General features: G+C 74.2%; 17 protein-coding genes. 12 read left to right on the top strand and 5 right to left on the bottom strand.

What is annotated here, in order from left to right:
* Positions 1 to 99: 99 nt before the first annotated feature.
* From ACZ466_RS38390 to ACZ466_RS38400, 3 genes are read left to right on the top strand one after another with little or no spacing between them, the layout of a single operon-like run.
* Positions 100 to 972 (top strand): Rossmann-fold NAD(P)-binding domain-containing protein, encoded by an 873-nt coding sequence (locus tag ACZ466_RS38390; RefSeq protein WP_378281832.1) that lies wholly within the window; start codon positions 100 to 102, stop codon positions 970 to 972.
* Complete coding sequence (locus ACZ466_RS38395) at positions 972 to 1,976, top strand: right-handed parallel beta-helix repeat-containing protein (RefSeq protein ID WP_378281833.1); 1,005 nt, start codon at positions 972 to 974, stop codon at positions 1,974 to 1,976. Before ACZ466_RS38390 ends, ACZ466_RS38395 begins: the two co-directional genes overlap by 1 nt.
* Positions 1,977 to 2,005: 29 nt before the next feature.
* Positions 2,006 to 2,773, top strand: a complete 768-nt coding sequence (locus ACZ466_RS38400) for an FkbM family methyltransferase (protein ID WP_378281834.1) — start codon at positions 2,006 to 2,008, stop codon at positions 2,771 to 2,773.
* Here the strand turns inward: ACZ466_RS38400 and ACZ466_RS38405 are convergent, their stop codons facing one another.
* A complete protein-coding gene (locus ACZ466_RS38405) occupies positions 2,774 to 3,898 on the bottom strand; it encodes a CapA family protein (RefSeq protein ID WP_378281835.1) in 1,125 nt (374 codons plus the stop codon).
* Between the two features lie 218 nt (positions 3,899 to 4,116).
* On the opposite strand from ACZ466_RS38405, the gene ACZ466_RS38410 reads away from it, so the two are divergent.
* From ACZ466_RS38410 to ACZ466_RS38420, 3 genes are read left to right on the top strand one after another with little or no spacing between them, the layout of a single operon-like run.
* Positions 4,117 to 5,751: a Scr1 family TA system antitoxin-like transcriptional regulator gene (locus ACZ466_RS38410; RefSeq protein ID WP_378281836.1), complete on the top strand. Its 1,635-nt coding sequence runs from the start codon at positions 4,117 to 4,119 to the stop codon at positions 5,749 to 5,751.
* Positions 5,748 to 7,910 carry an ATP-binding protein gene (locus tag ACZ466_RS38415; protein WP_378281837.1) on the top strand — a complete coding sequence of 721 codons (2,163 nt, stop codon included), beginning with the start codon at positions 5,748 to 5,750 and terminating at the stop codon, positions 7,908 to 7,910. Before ACZ466_RS38410 ends, ACZ466_RS38415 begins: the two co-directional genes overlap by 4 nt.
* A gap of 37 nt (positions 7,911 to 7,947) precedes the next feature.
* The gene (locus ACZ466_RS38420; protein WP_378281838.1) at positions 7,948 to 9,306 is read left to right on the top strand and encodes an NAD(P)/FAD-dependent oxidoreductase; all 1,359 of its coding nucleotides are present in this window, start codon (positions 7,948 to 7,950) and stop codon (positions 9,304 to 9,306) included.
* 22 nt (positions 9,307 to 9,328) lie between these two features.
* On the opposite strand, the gene ACZ466_RS38425 is transcribed toward ACZ466_RS38420, so the two are convergent.
* Entirely contained in the window at positions 9,329 to 9,886 is a 558-nt protein-coding gene (locus ACZ466_RS38425) for a GNAT family N-acetyltransferase (protein WP_378281839.1), read from the bottom strand.
* Positions 9,883 to 10,473: a CGNR zinc finger domain-containing protein gene (locus ACZ466_RS38430; protein ID WP_378281840.1), complete on the bottom strand. Its 591-nt coding sequence runs from the start codon at positions 10,471 to 10,473 to the stop codon at positions 9,883 to 9,885. Before ACZ466_RS38430 ends, ACZ466_RS38425 begins: the two co-directional genes overlap by 4 nt.
* A 230-nt stretch (positions 10,474 to 10,703) precedes the next feature.
* Between ACZ466_RS38430 and ACZ466_RS38435 the strand changes: the two genes are divergently transcribed.
* The 4 genes from ACZ466_RS38435 to pip all read left to right on the top strand — a co-directional run bounded on the left by ACZ466_RS38435 (position 10,704) and on the right by pip (position 14,034).
* The gene (locus ACZ466_RS38435) at positions 10,704 to 11,672 is read left to right on the top strand and encodes an AraC-like ligand-binding domain-containing protein (protein ID WP_378281841.1); all 969 of its coding nucleotides are present in this window, start codon (positions 10,704 to 10,706) and stop codon (positions 11,670 to 11,672) included.
* A gap of 116 nt (positions 11,673 to 11,788) precedes the next feature.
* Positions 11,789 to 12,178, top strand: a complete 390-nt coding sequence (locus tag ACZ466_RS38440) for a VOC family protein (RefSeq protein ID WP_378281842.1) — start codon at positions 11,789 to 11,791, stop codon at positions 12,176 to 12,178.
* A gap of 1 nt (position 12,179) precedes the next feature.
* The gene (locus ACZ466_RS38445) at positions 12,180 to 13,001 is read left to right on the top strand and encodes an alpha/beta fold hydrolase (RefSeq protein ID WP_378281843.1); all 822 of its coding nucleotides are present in this window, start codon (positions 12,180 to 12,182) and stop codon (positions 12,999 to 13,001) included.
* A gap of 76 nt (positions 13,002 to 13,077) precedes the next feature.
* Positions 13,078 to 14,034 (top strand): prolyl aminopeptidase, encoded by a 957-nt coding sequence (gene pip, locus ACZ466_RS38450; protein ID WP_378281869.1) that lies wholly within the window; start codon positions 13,078 to 13,080, stop codon positions 14,032 to 14,034.
* Positions 14,035 to 14,043: 9 nt separating this feature from the next.
* On the opposite strand, the gene ACZ466_RS38455 is transcribed toward pip, so the two are convergent.
* Together ACZ466_RS38455 and ACZ466_RS38460 are read right to left on the bottom strand one after the other, a co-directional pair.
* Positions 14,044 to 14,820: a VOC family protein gene (locus tag ACZ466_RS38455; RefSeq protein ID WP_378281844.1), complete on the bottom strand. Its 777-nt coding sequence runs from the start codon at positions 14,818 to 14,820 to the stop codon at positions 14,044 to 14,046.
* Positions 14,821 to 14,910: 90 nt separating this feature from the next.
* Positions 14,911 to 15,417, bottom strand: coding sequence for a hypothetical protein (locus tag ACZ466_RS38460; protein WP_378281845.1), 507 nt, complete (start codon positions 15,415 to 15,417; stop codon positions 14,911 to 14,913).
* A gap of 203 nt (positions 15,418 to 15,620) precedes the next feature.
* On the opposite strand from ACZ466_RS38460, the gene ACZ466_RS38465 reads away from it, so the two are divergent.
* A complete protein-coding gene (locus ACZ466_RS38465) occupies positions 15,621 to 17,075 on the top strand; it encodes a hypothetical protein (RefSeq protein ID WP_378281846.1) in 1,455 nt (484 codons plus the stop codon).
* The gene (locus tag ACZ466_RS38470) at positions 17,072 to 17,656 is read left to right on the top strand and encodes a hydrogenase maturation protease (RefSeq protein WP_378281847.1); all 585 of its coding nucleotides are present in this window, start codon (positions 17,072 to 17,074) and stop codon (positions 17,654 to 17,656) included. The genes ACZ466_RS38465 and ACZ466_RS38470 overlap by 4 nt, the downstream gene beginning before the upstream one ends.

Below are 17,656 nucleotides of genomic sequence, written 5' to 3' on the forward strand. Positions count from 1 at the left end.
CGGATGATCGGCGCTTTGGCCGCCGTCTCGTAGAGTGCGCGGAAGTCGGCGGGTGCGGTCGCCGGATCGCCCGGCCGGGCACCGCCGACGGAATCGGGAATGAGCGTGGCGAACATCGTCGTGATCGGCGCCGGCGTGGTGGGGACGGCCACCGGCCGTGGCTTCCGCCGCCATGACCACAAGGTCACCTTCGTCGACACCGACGCCGCGGCCCGGCACCGGGCGGCCGAACTCGGATTCCTGGCGGTCGAGCCGGAGGCGCTCGATCTCATGGACGTGAACGCGGTCTTCGTGACCGTCTCCGCGCCGGCCGGTGAACGGGGAGTCGACCTGACGCATCTGCTCGACGCGTCCCGCGCCCTGGGCACGGCCCTGGCGCACACCACGCCCGACACCTTCACCGTCGTCGTCTACCGGTCCACGGTCCCGCCCGGCACGACGCGGAAACTGGTCACGGTCCTGGAGGCGGCCTCCAACGGGAAGGCCGGCGTCGATTTCGGCGTGGCGTACTGCCCCGAATACCTCAGGGCCGGAACGGCGTACGAGGATTTCATCAATCCGCCGCTGGTGTCGGTCGGGGTGGTCGGCGGCGACGAGCTCACCGGCGAGATCGTGTGCGATCTCCACCGCCCCTTCGGCCGGGCCGTGCAATTCCTCGGGGTCGAGGAGGCGGAATTCCAGAAGTACGTCCACAACCTGTTCAACGCGGTCAAGATCTCGTTCTTCAACGAGATGCGGGGCATCGCCTCGTGCCTGGAGATCGACGATTCCGACGAGGTCTTCAGGATCACCGCGATCACCGCCGAGGGCATGTGGAACCCCTGCTACGGGATCGCCGACCTCGGGCCCTACGGGGGCGCCGGTCTGCCCAACGACGCCGAGGCGTGGCTGAAGGAGATGGAACGGATGGGTGTCAGGTCGGCATTGGTAGAGGCCGCGCGGGCGGTCAACGTCCGGCTCGGGGGGCGCTGATGCGCGCCCCCGGCCGGTCGCCGTCCGCCGTGGTCGCCGTGGTCGCCGCGACCACCGTGGTCGCGGGGGCCGTTCCCGGCATGGCGCGTGCGGCCGCCCCCGGAACGGGATGCTCCGCGCCCACCGTGACCGTCGACGGCCCGGAACGGCTCGCCGCGGCGCTCGCGGGCGCGAGGCCCGGCGATGTCATCCGGATCGCCGACGGCACCTACGACGGGAACTGGACCGCCACCACCCCGGGCACCGAGTACAGGCCCATCTGGCTGTGCGGCGGCCCGAAGGCGGTCCTGACCAACGGCGGCCACCGGGGCGGCCACGGGCTGCACCTGGACGGCGCGTCATGGTGGCACGTGCACGGTTTCTCGGTGGCGGCGGCCAGGAAGGGCGTCGTCGTCGAGCGGGCCGAGCACGTCACCCTGGAAGGGCTGAACGTCCACGACGTGGGCGAGCAGGGCATCCACCTGCGCCGGCACACGACGGGCTCCTTCGTCTCGGGGAACACCGTGTACGGCACGGGGCATGCCGGCTCGCAGTGGGGCGAGGGCGTCCAGATCGGTTCCGATGACGTCGACTGGCCGGTCCACACCGAGGGCCTGCCGGATCGCAGCGACCGCAACATCGTCGCCGGCAACACGATCCACACGACGACCGCCGAGCCGATCGCCGTCAGGGAGGGCACCAGCCGCGGGCTGGTCGTCGGCAACGTCCTCGACGCCGGCGCGGGCGGCGACGGCTGCGGCGAAGTCAAGGGCAACGACTGGGTGTTCTCCCACAACGCCTGCACCGCCAGCCGCACGGACGGCTGGCGGACGCACCGCACGCGGGTCGGCGGCCACTGGGGACTGCGCACCGTCTTCACCGGCAACGAGGTCGCCCTCGCCGGGACGTCCCCCGGCTACGGCTTCAAGATCGACGCGCCGGCGGAGGTCCGCGCGATCGTGAACTGCGACAACACGGTGACCGGCGGCATGTTCGCCAACGTCGGCTGCGTGAGTTGGCCGTGAGCGGCGACCCCGCGCGGTAGTGTCGGCGGATGCTGCTCCGCGCCTGGGGAATCGCCCGGTCACTGGTCATGTACCACGGCATACCGGGAAAGCACCGCCGCATGCTGCGCCTCTACGGCGAGTTCCTCGGGCCGGGGGACGTCGCCTTCGACATCGGCGCCCACGTGGGCAGCCGGGTGCGCGCCTGGCGCCGCCTGGGCGCGCGGGTGGTCGCGGTCGAGCCGCAGCCCGACTGCCTGGGCGTCCTGCGCCTCTTCTTCGGCCGCGACCAGGGGGTCACGATCGTCCCCGAGGCGGCCGGGGCGCGCCCGGGGCGGGCGCAGCTCGCGCTGTCCACGGCGACGCCGACGGTCTCCACCATGTCGCCCGGCTGGATCGACTCGGTGACGACCGACCGCGGCTTCGCCCGGGTGCGGTGGGACCGCTCCGTCGAGGTCGAGGTCACCACCCTCGACGACCTCATCGCGGCGCACGGGACGCCGGCCTTCCTCAAGATCGACGTCGAGGGCTTCGAGGCCGACGTGCTGGCGGGGCTCACCCGGCCCGTGCGGGGGCTGTCGTTCGAGTACGTGCCGTCCGCCCACGAGGCGACCCTGGAGGCGCTGGCCCACGTCGAACGGCTCGGGCGGCTCGGGCCGCTCGGCGACGCCGGCGGTTACCTCTACAACTACTCGCCCATCGAGACGATGCGGCTGGCGAGCGAACGCTGGCTCGAGGCGGACGACCTGGTGCGGCGGCTCGAACGCATCCGCCCCCGGGGCCGCTCCGGCGACATCTACGCCAGGCTGCGGGGCTGATCAGCCGGGCCGGCCGGCCCAGTCCAAGGTGAGCGTCCCGTCGGAGCCGAGGCGGGTCCGGGGGCCGAACGCGCGCCCGGCCCGGTCGAGGGACGCCCCCAGCCAGGCGGCCTCCGCCGCGGAGGCCCGGCACAGGCTCATCCGCCGCGCCCGCAGGGGCACCATGCGCAGCCGCTCCAGCGTGCCCGTGCCGGGCCGGACCGAGGCCAGGTACAGCAGCCGCAGATCGTCGCGGAAGCCTTCGAAGCCGGAGATCCCCTCGTAGTCGTTGACCAGGTCGCCGCAGCCGTACAGGACGAGCTTGCCGCGGTGGACCTCCACCGGCCGGGGGTGGTGGGAGGAGTGCCCGTGGACGAGGTCCGCCCCGCCCTCCAGCAGCGCGTGCGCGAAGCGGACCTGGTGCCGGGGGACCTCGTACCCCCAGTTGGAGCCCCAGTGGATCGAGACCACGACGATGTCGTCCGGCCGCCTGACCCGCCGTATCCGCTCCACGACCGCCGCGGCCCCCGCGTAGGTCGGCTCCGCCACGAACGCGACCCCGGATCGGCCGGCCGCCGCGGCCCACCCCGGGTCGATGCCGCTGGAGGCCATCCCGCACGAGAAGACCAGGACGCGGCCGCCGCGGGGCAACTCGACGGCCACCGGACGCCACGCCTCCTCCAGGTCGAGCCCGGCGCCCGCGGCGGGGAGCCCGGCGGCGGCCAGCGCGTCGAGCGTGTCGGCGAGCCCCTCCCTGCCGAAGTCCAGGACGTGGTTGTTGGCCAGCGCGCACGCGTCCGGGCGGGCCAGGGCCAGGCAGGGCAGGTTGCCGGGGGCCATCCGGTAGTGCACGGTCTTGCCCGGCTCGAAGCGGCCGCCCCGGGTGACGCCCGTCTCCAGGTTGAGCACGCGCGCGTCGGGGGCGGCCTCGTCCAGGACGGCCAGGGCGTCGCCCCAGGGCCAGCCGAAATCGGCGTGGCGCGGGACGGGGCCGTTGGCGGTCTCGGCCAGCGCGACGTAGTCCCGGGCGTCGCGGACATACCCCTCCTGGAGTGAGGGATCGCCGGGATGCGGCAGGACCTGGTCCACCCCGCGGCCGAGCATGACATCGCCGCACAGGGCCAAGGTCACCGGCTCGATGCCCATTTCCCCAGGATAGGCCGCGATTCCCGGCCCGTGCCCGGGGGGATCCGGGCCGCCGGTCGCGGCCGCCCGATCGGCATCATCCGGCCAATCGCCCATTCCGCCGGGAGGAGGCTGGCACACTGCCTGCTACGCCTGCGACGCCTGCGACGCCGTAGGACAGTGCGCCCGGGAGGTCCCCGGGGACCGGTGCCAGGGACCGGTGTCACGGAAGGGACGACGTGGCCGTCGACGACTCCGCGCCGGGCTCGACGGTGCGCCGTCTCGTCCTCGGCGCCCAGTTGCGGCGGCTGCGGGAGGCGTCCGGCATGACCCGGGACGAGGCCGGATACGCGATCCGCTCGTCCGGATCGAAGATCAGCCGGCTGGAGCTGGGACGCGTCGGCTTCAAGGAGCGGGACGTGGCCGACCTGCTCGCCCTGTACGGCGTCACCGACGGTCCCACCCGGGAGACGATGCTGCGCTGGGCCCGGGAGAGCAACCTGCCCGGGTGGTGGCAGCGGCACGGCGACGTGCTGCCCCCCTGGTTCCAGACCTACCTGGGCCTGGAGAAGGCGGCCTCGCTGGTCCGGACGTACGAGATCCAGTTCGTGCCGGGCCTGGTGCAGACCCCCGACTACGCGCGCGCCGTGTTCCGCCTCGGCCACCCGGACGCCGGCGAGGAGGAGATCCGGCGCCGGGTCGAACTGCGCATGCGGCGCGGGCGGCGGCTGTGGGGCCCGGACGCCCTGCGGCTGTGGACGGTCATCGACGAGGCGGCGCTGCGCCGTCCCCTCGGCGGGCCGGAGGTGATGCGGGGCCAGCTGGAGTACCTGCTCGCCCTCTCCCGTCGGCCGAACGTCACCATCCAGGTGATGCCGTTCCGCTTCGGGGCGCACGCGGCCGAGGGCGGGGCGTTCACCATCATGCGGTTCCCGGACCCCGAGGTGCCCGACGCGGTCTACCTGGAGAACCTCGTCGGCGCCGCCTACCTGGAGAAGTTCGAGGACCTGGACCGCCATCTGCAGGCGATGGAGCTGCTGGCGCTCCACAGCGCGTCCCGCGAGGCGTCCCGGGAGCTGCTGACCGAGCTCCTGGCCGAACCGCCGGGCGGGCGCGACGGGGCGGCGGGGACGGCGGAGGGCTCGGTGCGCGCCGAGAGCCGACGCCTGGTGCCGGTGTCCGCGGAGCGGCGGGGCGGCGACGGGCAGGCGGTCGTCCGGACCCCGTTCGGGCTCAGGGCGCTGGTCGTCGACGCGCTGGGCAAGGGGGAGGCGGCGGCGCGGGCGGCCGGGACCGTCCTGGACGCGTTCCGGGAACTGGCCCCGCACGAGCCGGCGCTGCCGGGGCTCGCCGAGCGGCTGCACGCCGTGCTGGCGCATCCCGGCGACACCGGCGACGCCGTCACCGCGCTCCTGCTGTCGGTGCCGGAGGACGCGGGACGCGCCGAGATGGTGTGCTGCGGCCATCCGCCGCCGTTGCTGCTGCGCGACGGCCGGGCGTCGGTCCTGGAACCGCTGCCGGTGCTGCCCCCGCTCGGGCTGCTGGACCTGGCCGGCTGGTGTGAGGAGACGACCGTCCCGTTCGGGGCGGGGGACCGGCTGCTGGTCTGCGCGAACGGTGTGACGCTGGCCCGGGACGCGCAGGGCGGCAGCTTCCCGTTCGCCGAATGCGCGGCGGAGCGGGCGGGCGACGACCCGGCTCGGATCGTGGACGACCTCATGGCGCGGCTCCTCGGCCACGTGTCGGGCCGTCTCGAGGACGAGGCCGGCGTGCTGCTGGTGCACGCGGAGCGCGGAACCGGCGAGACCGGCGGAACCGGGGAGACCGGTGCGGCGGGCCGCGTCCCGGTGAGGGAGGAGACGAGGCGGGCATGACCGAATCCATGACCCGGCGCGGCGGGAACCTGCCGGCCGAGACGACCGGTTTCGTGGGACGGCGCCGCGAGCTGGCCGAGCTCACCGGCCTGTGCCGCCGCCCCGGGCCCGTCACGGTGACCGGGGTGGGCGGGGTCGGCAAGACCCGCCTCGCGCTGCGCGCGGCCCGCGACCTCGCCGCGGAGTTCCCGGACGGGACGTGGCTGGTCGAGTTGGCCGGGCTGCGCGACGGCGCGCTCCTGGGCCACGCGGTCGGCCGCACGCTCCGGATCCCCGACCAGACGGCCCGCCCCCGGCTCGACGTCATCGCCGACCATCTGGCCGGCACGAGGCTGCTGCTGGTCCTCGACACCTGCGAGCACCTGACCGAGTCCTGCGCGCCGCTGGTCAGGGCGCTGCTGGACGCCGCCCCCGGCGTGCGCGTGCTGGCCACGGGCCGCCGGCCGCTCGGGCTCGACGACGAGCGGACGCTGACGCTCAACCCCCTGCCCGCGGCGCCCGCCTCGGCTTCTGCCGTGCGCTCCGACGCGGTGACGCTGTTCGAGCAGCGCGCCGCGGCGCGCGTGCCGGGTTTCGCCGTCACGGAACGGAACCTCGACACCGTGGCCGGGGTGTGCCGTCGCCTGGAGGGCATCCCGCTGGCCATCGAGCTCGCCGCGGGGCAGCTTCCGGAGCTGTCCCTCGACCAGCTGGCGGCCCGGCTCGACGACCGGTTCCAGGTGCTGGTTGACGACGGCCGCGACGAGCCGTCCCGCCACCGTGCGCTGCGGACCACGGTGGGCTGGAGCCACGAACTGTGCGCGCCGCGGGAACGGCTGCTGTGGGCGCGCCTGTCGGTCTTCCCCGACGACTTCGACTTGGAGGCCGCCGAACGCGTCTGCGGCGACGACGTCCTGCCCATGAACGCCGTGCCGCAGCTGGTGGAGGGCCTGGTCGGCAAGTCGGTCCTGGCGCGGAGCGACGACGCCGCCCCGGGCGGTGCGACGCGCTACCGGATGCTGGACACGCTGCGGCAGTACGGCGCCGAGTGGCTGCGCGAGCTGGGCGAGCAGGACCTCATGGCGCGCCGGCACCGCGACTGGTACCTGCGGCTGGCCGAGTGGGGGGAGCAGCACTGGTTCGGCTCCGTCCAGACCGAGGTCTTCCGGCGCCTCTACAAGGACCACGTGAACATCGGCGCCGCCCTCGACCACTGCCTCACCGCCCCCGGCCAAGCGCGCACCGGCCTGCACATGGCCGCCTCCCTGTGGTTCTACTGGGTCGGGTGCGGGTTCCTGGACGAGGGCCGCTACTGGCTGGACCGTGCACTGGCCCTGGACACCGAGCCCAGCGGTACCCGCGCCAAGGCCCTGTGGGTGAACGGCTACGTCGCCATCAAGCAGGGCGACAGCGCCGGCGCGGTCGCGCATCTGGAGGAGAGCCAGGCCGAGGCCCAGCGGACCGACGACCGCACCGCCCTGGCCAACGCCGTCCACCGGCTGGGCTGCGTCGCGCTCGTCAACGACGAGCACGCGCTCGCCGAGGTGCTGTTCAAGGAGACGCTCGCGCAGTACGAGGCCCTCGGCGAACTGAACGCGAGCGTCATCATGGCCAGGGTGGAGTTCGCCATGAACACCGCCTTCCAGGGCGACCTGGAGGCCGCGGCCGCCATGTGCGAGCAGGTCCACGCCGTCTGCGAAGAGCACAACGAGCAATGGGTCAGGGCCTACGCCCTCTACGTGATGGCCTTCGCGGCCCTGACCGGGGGCCGCCTGGACGAGGCGGAGCGGCTCACCCGCGCGTCCATGCGGATCAGCCACACCTTCCACGACCTCGTCTGCACCGTGCTGTCCATCGAACTGCTCGCGCTCGTCCGGGTCATGGGCGGCGACGGGCGTGACGCGGCGGCGCTGCAGGGCGCCGCGGGGCGGATCTGGCGCACCGTCGGGCTCCCCCTGTTCGGGTCGGCGTACTTCAACGCGCCGCACGGCCAGTGCGAGACGCACGCGCGGGAGGCCCTGGGCGACCGCGAGTACGAGGCGTTCCACCGGGCGGCCTCGCGCCTGGGCCTCGACGAGGCGGTCGCGTTCGCCCTGGGGGACAGGCCCAGGCCCGACCCCTCCGAACCCTCCGCGCCGCCGCGTCCCCCCGCGAAGCCGTCCGGAGCCGTCCGCCGCTGAACGGCCCGTCACGTCACAAAGCCTGGAGGCACACACTGTGGGAACGTCCCGCGAGCACGCCGTCGTCATCGGGGGGAGCCTGGCCGGGCTGCTGGCCGCCCGCGTGCTGAGCGACCACTTCGACCGGGTCACCCTCGTCGAGCGCGACCGGTTCCCCGACGCCGCCGCCTACCGGCCGGGCGTCGCGCAGGGCCGCCACCTGCACGTGCTGTGGAGCCGCGGCATGGAGATCGCCGAGCGGCTGTTCCCCGGCCTGGAGGAGGAGCTGCGCACCGCGGGCGCCCCGGTCCTCGGAGTGCCCTCCGACCTGCTGTGGATGACGCCCGGCGGCTGGCGGCGGCGGTTCGAGGTCACCCGGCTGCTGACCTTCAGCCGGGAACTGCTCGACTGGTCCGTCCGCGCCCGGCTGGCCAAGTTCGAGAACGTGACCGTCCTGGACGGCCGCGAGGTGACCGGCCTGCTGCCGTCCGCCGGCGGCCCCGGTGCCGGGGTCGGCGGGGTCGAGGCGCGCGAGCACGGCACCAGGGCGGACGCCGAGCCGCTGCGGGCCGACCTGGTCGTCGACGCCTGCGGCCGCGGCTCGCGCGCCCCCGAATGGCTCGGCCGGCTCGGGTTCCCCGAGCCCCCGCAGACGAAGGTGGACCCGCTGCTGGGGTACGCCAGCCGCCGCTACGCCGTCCCGCCCGGATTCGACCCCGGATGGAAGGCCCTCTACCTCCAAGCGGACGCGCCGAACGGCACCCGCACCGGGGCGCTGTTCCCGCAGGAGGGCGGCCGGTGGATCGTCAGCCTGTTCGGCATGGCCGGGGACTACCCGCCCACCGACGACGAGGGCTTCCTGGAGTTCGCCAAGTCCCTGCGCAGCCCGCACCTGTACGAGGCCATCAAGGACGCGGAGCCGCTGACCCCCATCACCAGCTACCGCCGTACCGCCAACCACCGCCGCCACTACGAGAAGCTGTCCCGCCTGCCCGAGGGCTTCATCGCCCTCGGCGACTCGGTGTGCGCGTTCAACCCCCTCTACGGGCAGGGCATGAGCGTCGCCGCCATCTCCGCCCTCACCCTGGACGACGCCCTGCGCAGCGGCGCCGCGCCGACCAGGATCGCCCGCCGCATGGCCAAGAACGCCGCCGGCCCCTGGCTCATCGCCACCGGGGAGGACCTGCGCTATTCCACGACCAAGGGCGCCTCGGCCGGGATCAGCACCCGCGTCATCAACCGGTACGTGGCGCGCGTCGTCAGGCTCGCCAACGTCGACCACCACGTCTGCACGCGCATGGTGAACGTCCTGGCGCTCACCGCCCCGCCCCAGTCGCTCTTCAAGCCGGACGTCCTGTGGCGGGCCGCGACCACCCGCGTCCAGCCGCTGGCGGCCCCGGACGACCACCCGGTCTGAACGGCCGCGTGAAGGCTCGCCGTCAGCCGGGAAGGTCTGCGGGGGAGCCCGGCCGGTCGATCCGGTGGAGGTAGTGCGCGCGGTCGTCGATCGGGTTGTCGGGCTCCAGCTCGCCTTCCGCGATCCGGCGCAGCCCCGCCTTCTCCAGCGCCCGCCAGGAGGCGCGGTTGGCCGCCACCACCGGAACGATGATCGACGAGCCGCCGGGATGGTCGTCCCAGGTCCGCTCGACGAACGCGCGGATCATGCGGGGGCCCAGACCGCGGCCGATCAGGTCCGGCTCGCCGATCAGGTAGTCGATCGACAGCGCGCCCTCGGGGACCTCGGTGATGGCGGCCAGGTCGGCCAGGTACTCGGGGTAGTCGGCCAGCCGGCACCGCTGCACCAGCCCGAACGGCCGCCCGTCGAGCAGCGCCAGGAAGTCCTCGGAGGGCTCCTCGCCCCGGACCGCGGGACCGAAGTCGCGGGCCACCGCCTCCGGCGAGGTCTCGTGGTGCCACCACCGCGCCACCCGCGGCTGCTCCAGCCAGCGGCGCAGCAGCGGGAAGTCCGGTTCGCCGAGCCGCCGCCATGTGATCATCGGGATCCCTCCGGGGCGGCGCGCCGCCTGTAGTAGCGGGCCTGCCGGTCCCGGTGCCCGCAGGACGGGTGGCACCAGCGCCGGCGCGAGTGGTTCTTGACGAACAGCATCGAGCAGCCCGGCCCGCGGCACCGCCGCAGGTGCTCCGCCCGCTCCCCGGTCAGCAGCTCGATGCACGAGCCGGCGATGCGGCCGAGGACGGCCGTGCCGCCGCCGGTGTCGTCGAGCCACTGGACGGCCGGGGCTCCCCCGGCGGGCCACTCCAGCCGCGGATAGGCCGGCGCGGCCCGGGCGAAGTCGTTGACCCGGCTGACCGCCGCCTGGCCGGGGGCGCGGCCGTCGGCCGCGGCCGAGAGCAGGTCGTGGACGGCGTCGCGCAGGGAGTGCACCCGTCCGGCGCGGCGGTCCAGGCCCGTCGGCGGCGTCGTCGCGAGGCCGTGCGCGTCCCAGACGCAGGCGAACCACTGGTCGATCCAGGCCGCCTCGCCGAGGAAGTCGGTGCGCTCACCGCCGCCGCCGTACAGCGTGTTCGCCAGCTCCACCGGCAGCGGTTCGGTCCCGAGGATCGGGAAGTCCGGACACTCCATGATGCTGACGGTAGCAAGGTCTTCCAACCATCACATCTCATTTAGGGGGTCATGCCGCATCGGGGCGAACCTGGACGCCTTCGTCGCCTCGGTCGTCGCCTGATCAGCGGATGCGCGGTGAGGGGCGATGCCCGGGGAATGGCCGGACACGGCCGGGCAAGAGCCGATCAAGGCCCTTCCGGGAGGTTTGAACCACGTGCAACGATGAGCCGGCTTTCACGGGAGGTGCGTTGGCTGTCCTCATCCATGCCGGTGACATACCTGCCGCGCGGCGGGTGCAGGCCTGGCTCGACGTGGTCTGCGACACCCTGGGGCCGCTGGATGTGCGGATGGACCCGGACGTCCCCCTGGAGGGACGGATCGAGGCCGCCCAGCTCGGCCCGATCGGCGTCGGCAGGATCCAGACCTCGACGCCGCACGGCGTTCACCGCACGCCCGGGCTGATCCGGCGGGGCGGGCCGGAGCCGTACCGGGTGGTGCTGGCGCTGTCGGGGACGATCCTGCTCGGCCAGGACGGACGGACGGCGCGGCTGGGCAGCGGCGATCTGGCGGTCTACGACTTCGCCCGCCCGTATGAGCTGGTCTACGACTCGGCCGTCCGGCTGGCGGTCTTCAGCCTTCCCCGGGAAGCGCTCGCCGTGCCCGCCGACACGGTGCGCCGGCTCACCGCCGTCGCGCTCTCGGGGGACGGCGGCACCGCGGCGCTGGCCGCGCCGTTGCTGCGCCGGGTGGCCGAGGACGTGGAGACCTACCGGCCGGCCAGCGCGACCCGGCTGGCCACGGTGGTGACGGACCTGCTCACCACGACGGTCGCCGAGCATGCGTCGCAGGTCGCCGAGCTGGAGCCGGAGACCCGCGAACGGGTGCTGCTGCAGCGCGTCCACGCGTTCGTCGAACAGCACCTCGGCGACAGCGGCCTCAGCCCGGCGATGGTGGCGGCGGCCCACCACGTGTCGCTGCGTTACCTGCACCGGCTGTTCGAGTCGCAGGACACCACGGTCGCGGCGTGGATCCGGCACCGGCGGCTGGAACGCTGCCGCCGCGACCTGGCCGACCCGGTCCACGTCGACCAGTCGGTCAGCACCATCGCCGCGCGGTGGGGGCTGCCCGATCCGACCCATTTCAGCCGGCTGTTCCGGCGCGTGTACGGGACGCCGCCGGCCGAGTACCGCAGGGCGTGCCTGATGCCGGGCGGCTGAGCCCCGGCACGGATCGTCAAGCGCCCGGCGCTCAGGTGCAAGCCCGGCCGCCGCGCGATCGGCAGACTCGTGGACATGGCAGGCCGCAAGGCCGCGACCTCCGGGAAGGAACGGAAATGTCCACCCTGTTCGTCAACATGGCCGTCAAGGACCTCGACCGGTCCAAGAAGTTCTTCACCGCGCTCGGCTTCGACTTCTTCGGGATGACCGACGACATGGCCTCCGTGGTCATCAGCGAGCGCACCCAGGTCATGCTGCTGGCCGAGCCGACGTTCGCCGGCTACAGCAGGAACCGGGTCGCCGACCCGGCCGAGACCACCGAGGTGATCCTGGTGCTCGGCCTCGACGGCCCCGCGGAGGTGGACGAGCTGTTCGACAAGGCGGTGGCCGCCGGCGCGACGGCCGTCGGCGAACCGCTGACCGAGGGCCCCCGCTACCAGCGCGGCTTCACCGACCCCGACGGCCACCAGTGGTCGGCGCTGTGCCTGGTCAACCCGGCCGGCTGAGATGACGGCGACTCCGGCTTCGATCGTCACGGGGACTGCGGCCTCGGCCGACGGCACGCCGATCGTCTTCGACCGCGGCGGTGCCGGCCCGGTGCTCGTCCTGGTGCACGGCGCCTTCACCGACCGGTCCCATCCCGTGCTCGCCGAGGTGGCGCGGACGCTGGCCCCGTGGTTCACGGTGATCAACTACGACCGCCGCGGCCGCGGGGCCAGCGGGGACGCCCGGCCCTACGCCGTCCAGCGGGAGATCGAGGACCTGGCCGCGGTCATCGAGGCGGCGGGCGGCACGGCGATGGTGTTCGGCGGCTCCTCCGGCGCCGCGCTGGCGCTGCGGGCCGCCGCCCGCCTCCCGGCCATCACCCGCCTCGCCCTGTGGGAACCGCCGTACCACGTCGACCCCGGCGCCCCTGAGCTTCCGCACGACTTCGCCTCGCGCCTCACCGCCCTGGTGGACGGGGGAGCGCGGGGCGAGGCGGTGGAGCTGTTCATGGTCCGGGCCGCCGAGGTCCCCGCCGACCTGGTCGGCGCGATGCGCGCCGACCCGTCATGGCGGCAGATGGAGGCACTCGCCCACACCCTGGCCTACGAGGCGGAGGTCATGGGGCCCGGCAACCCCCTGCCCGCCGGCACGGCCGCGTCGATCGAGCAACCGGTCCTCGTCCTCAACGGCCAGAACAGCCCCGCGTGGATGAGCAACGCCGGGACCGCCCTCGCCCGGGCCGTCCCCGGGGCCGTCCACCGGACGCTCCCCGGCCAAGACCACGATGTCGCCGCCCAAGCGCTGGCCCCCGAACTGCTCGAGTTCTTCGCCAGGCAGACGTGACACCCCTGCACGTCGTTCGGTGTCATGGATAGTGTTTCGCCCTGAGATGGGACGACGTCCAAGGGGGGCCATGCGCCTGAGGGATTACTATCCGCCGGTCGAGCCGTACGACTCCGGGCTCCTCGATGTCGGTGACGGCAACGAGATCTACTGGGAGACCTGCGGGGACCCCGGCGGCAAGCCCGCGCTGTTCCTGCACGGCGGCCCCGGCGGCGGACTGCTCCCCGACAACCGCCGGTTCTTCGACCCCGCCGCGTACCGGATCGTGCTGTTCGACCAGCGCAACTGCGGCCGCAGCCTGCCCTACGCGGGCGACCCGGCGGTGTCGCTGGAGCGCAACACCACCGCGCACCTGGTCGCCGACATCGAGCGGCTGCGCGAGCACCTGGGGGTCGAGCGCTGGCTGGTCTTCGGCGGCAGTTGGGGCACCACGCTCGCCCTGGCCTACGCGCAGGCCCATCCCGGACGGGTGAGCGAGCTGGTGCTGCGCGGCGTGTGGCTCGTCCGGCCCTCGGACGAGGCCTGGGCGTTCACCCCCGGCGGCGCGGCCCACCTGTTCCCGGGCGAGTGGGCCGCGTTCCGGGACGCGATACCCGCCGCCGAGCAGGACGACCTCGTCGCCGCCTACGGCCGCCGCATCACCGACCCCGACCCCGCGGTCCACCTTCCCGCCGCCCGCGCCTGGATGGCCTGGGAGCTGTCGGCCAACACCCTGCTCCCGATGACGCCGCCCGACCTCGGCGACGCCCTGATCCTGGCGTTCGCCCGCATCACGCACCACTACATCAGCAACGGCGGGTTCCTCCCCGGCGAGGGCCTCCTGGCGGGCGTCGACCGCATCCGGCACGTCCCGGCCGTCATCGTCAACGGCCGCTACGACGTCAAGACGCCCCCGGACCAGGCCTGGGACCTGCACCGGGCCTGGCCGGAGGCCGAGCTCCACATCGTGGAGGACGCGGGCCACGGCGGTTCCGAACCCGGCACCCGCCACCTCCTCATCGAGGCCACCGACCGTTTCCGCGACGCCCGCTGACCGCGGCGGTCACCGGGGCGGCTGGACGACGGCCAGGGACGCGCCCGTCGGATCGGTGAGGAGGGCGTGCCGGCCGTGGGAGGACTCGGCGCAGGGCCGCGCGACCGAGCCGCCCAGCCGCTCGGCCTCGGCGCACGCCGCGTCGCAGTCGGCGACGACGAAGCAGGGCGTCCAGTACGGCGGCTCGTCCTCGGCCTCGCCGGCGGCGCACACCACGCTGGCGATCGGCCGGCCGGTGCTCGTCCACTCGAAGCAGACCTCGCCGGAGGCGCCCCGGACCCGCGCGGGGTCCGTCCAGCCGAACACCCGCCCGTAGAACCGCCCGGCCGCGTCGGCGTCCCGGCTGACCAGCAGCACGCAGGACATCGTGCCCGGTTCCCCGGCCACGGCCGCGCCGGGGAACCGGGACGGGCGCCACAGCCCGAACCCCGCGCCCTCCGGGTCCGTCGCGAGCGCCATGCGGCCCAGGGAGCCCGCGTCGACGCCGTCGAGCAGCACCAGCCCGCCCGCCTCCCGCACCGCCGCCGCGGCCTTCCCCATGTCGGCGACCTTGAAGTAGCAGGTCCAGGTAGGGGTGAGCGAGTCGTCGGTGAGCGCGTCCATCCCCGCGACCTCGGGCCCGTCCGCGTCCCCGCCGAGCGTGAACATCTCGTACCCGGAGACGCGCTCGTCGGTGAGCGGGTGGGAGCCCCAGCCGAACAGCCCGCGGTAGAACGCCCTGGACTCGGCCGGGTCGGGGCTGGCCAGCTCCACCCAGCCCGGCTCGTACGACGTCGTCCCGGGCATGGCCCACCCCCTTCCGCGCTCCCCTCCACGCTACGGGCGCGCAGGTAAACGACCACGGGACGATCGGAATCCTGTTTCCCAAGAAGTCCGTCATCTCCGTCGCGTGCGGCGTGAGGAACCGGAACCGGGCCGGCGGCGGGCGGGTTCGGGGGCCAGCCGCCCCGCGACGACGACCCCGTACAGCACGTGGTCGATCGCCACCGCCGTCCGCCAGGTGACGCGGCGATGGCGCGCGGGCCCGGTGCCCAGCACCGGGGCGATCGCCAGCTCGTAGCCGAGCCAGATCACCAGCCCGTAGGCCGGTCCCGCCAGCACGTGGAAGCGCACGCGCTCGGGGAGCAGGCCGAACACCACGCCGCCGCCGGTCCCGTAGAACCAGTGCGCGATCTCCGTCAGCGCCTCGCGCTGCCGGTCCGGCAGCCGCTGGAACCACTCGGGGGCGTGCTCGGCGACGATGGCCTCGGGCGGGCTCTTCTGATGCGGGCCGGCCGCGGCCGTCACGGTCCGGGCACCCGTCATGGCCATGGCCGCCACGAGCCCCCGGGCCCCGGCGCGGGCGACCGCGCGAGCCCGTCCGGCGTGCTGGGAAGCGTGCATTTCCCCGGCCTCCCCGCCAGGGCTTCCGATATCCCGAATTTCTCCGGCGGGCGCCGGCCTTTTCCGGTAGGTGCGGCCGTCACCTAGGGGCGCCCGTCACTTACGCGGGCGCCGTTCCGGCCGTTATACCGGAGAAGGCGACGGGGGGCGGCGCCGTTCTTCTCCCGTGGTGACGGCACCTGACCTGGTACGGGGGGACCTGGATGAAAACGGGCGCGGCCGTCGGCGAGCACGGTTTCGAGACCGTGCGTGCGGTGGCCGACGCGATTCTCTACGAGGGCTATCTGCTTTACCCGTACCGCCGTTCTTCGGGCAAGAACCGGGTCCGCTGGCAGTTCGGGGTGCTGACGCCCCGTTCCTGGGCGGACGCCCACGGCCTGGTCGACACCACGGTGGCCGGGTCCGCGGAATCGTGGTGGCAGCAGACCGAATGCCTGGCCCGCGCCACGGAGGACGCCACGGTCACGTGCCGGCTCCGCTTCCTGCAGTTGCAGCGCAGGACCGTCCACCGGCGCGGACCCGACGGTTCGCACCGCCGGGTCGAGGCGCTCGGCGCGGAACTGCCCTTCGACGAGGCGGTGCCGCGGGAGTTCGATCTGCGGGTGAGGCTCGGCGACCTGCTGGGCTGCGAACGGCTGTTCTCCCTGCGGGCGCCGGGCGGAACCGAATGCGAGGAGATCGCCGGCGACGGCGTCCGGGGGCGGGTGCTGCGCGAACGCTGGCCGGTGTCGGCTACGGTGCGGCTCTCCGCGTTCGCGACCTGCACCGAGTCGCCCGCCGGTGAGCCCGTAGGGTCCGAGCGCGCGTACCGGCTGCGGATCCGGGTGGAGAACGGCGACGGCACCGACCGCTCGGAGGCCACCCGCGACGACGTGCTGCGCTGGTCGCTGCTCGCCTCCCACACGCTCCTCGCCGTCGACCGCGGCTCCTTCCTCTCGCTGCTGGACCCGCCGGAGTGGGCCGGGCGGGCGGCCCGGGGCTGCGCGAACGTCCACACCTTCCCGGTGCTCGCGGGACCCGAGGACCGCAGCGATCTGGTCCTGTCGTCGCCGATCCTGCTCTACGACCGGCCGCGCGTCGCCCCCGAGAGCCCCGGCGACCTGCACGACGCGACCGAGATCGACGAGATCCTCTCGCTGCGCACGCTGACGCTGACCGACGAGGAGAAGCGCGAGGCGCGGGCCACCGACGCCCGGGCCGCCGCCATCATCGACCGGGTCGACGGCATGCCCGCCGAGGTGATGTCCCGCCTGCACGGAGCCGTGCGCTCCCTCGCCCCCGTCTCCGGGGCCGGCCCGGACCCGGCACCGGCGGGCGCAGGGGAGCCGCCCGCTCCCGACACGCCCTGGTGGGACCCGGGCGCGGACGCCTCGGTGTCCCCGGAGACCGACCGGGTCATGGTGGCCGGCGTCGCCGTGTCCAAGGGCAGCCGGGTGCGGCTGCGCCCGCGCCGGCGCGGGACCGACCCGCAGGACGTGTTCCTGGACGGCAGGACCGCGCTGGTCGAGAAGGTGCTCATGGACGTGGACGACGCCTGCCACCTCGCCGTGTCGATCGAGGACGACCCGGCCGCGGAGCTGAACCGCTGGTACGGCCGCTACCGGTACTTCTCCCCGGACGAGATCGTGCCGCTGGCCGGAGGGGCGGGCACCGGATGAGCGGCGGCGGCGCGGGGGCGGCGGGCCGGGTGCTGGTCGCCGGCATCGGCAACGTCTTCCTGGGCGACGACGGCTTCGGCGTCGAGGTCGTGGGCCGCATCGACGTTCCGGCACTGCCCGCGGGCGTCGACGTCGTCGACTACGGCATCCGCGGCGTCCATCTGGCCTACGACCTCCTCGACGGCCGCCACGACACCCTGATCATGGTCGACGCCCTGCCGGTCGACGGCCCGCCGGGCGGGCTGGCCGTCCTGGACGCCGCGGACCCGGACGAGGGCATGGGCGGGGACGCCGTGCTGGGCGCGCCCGCGGTCGACGGCCACGGCATGCACCCGCTGGCCGTGCTCCGGCTCCTGCGCAGGCTGGGCGGGGACGTGGAGCGGGTCCTGGTCGTGGGATGCCGGCCGGCCGTGGTCGAGGAGCGGATGGGGCTCTCCGAACCGGTGCGCGCCGTGCTGGACGAGGCCGTCCGGCTGGTGACGGCGCTCGCCCGCGACGAGGCCGCCCGATCCGAGGCCGGACGACGTGGAACCGGACGAGCTGATACCGGACGAGCTGATACGGAGCGAACCTGTGCATGA

It is taken from the genome of Actinomadura rugatobispora (genome assembly GCF_055379765.1).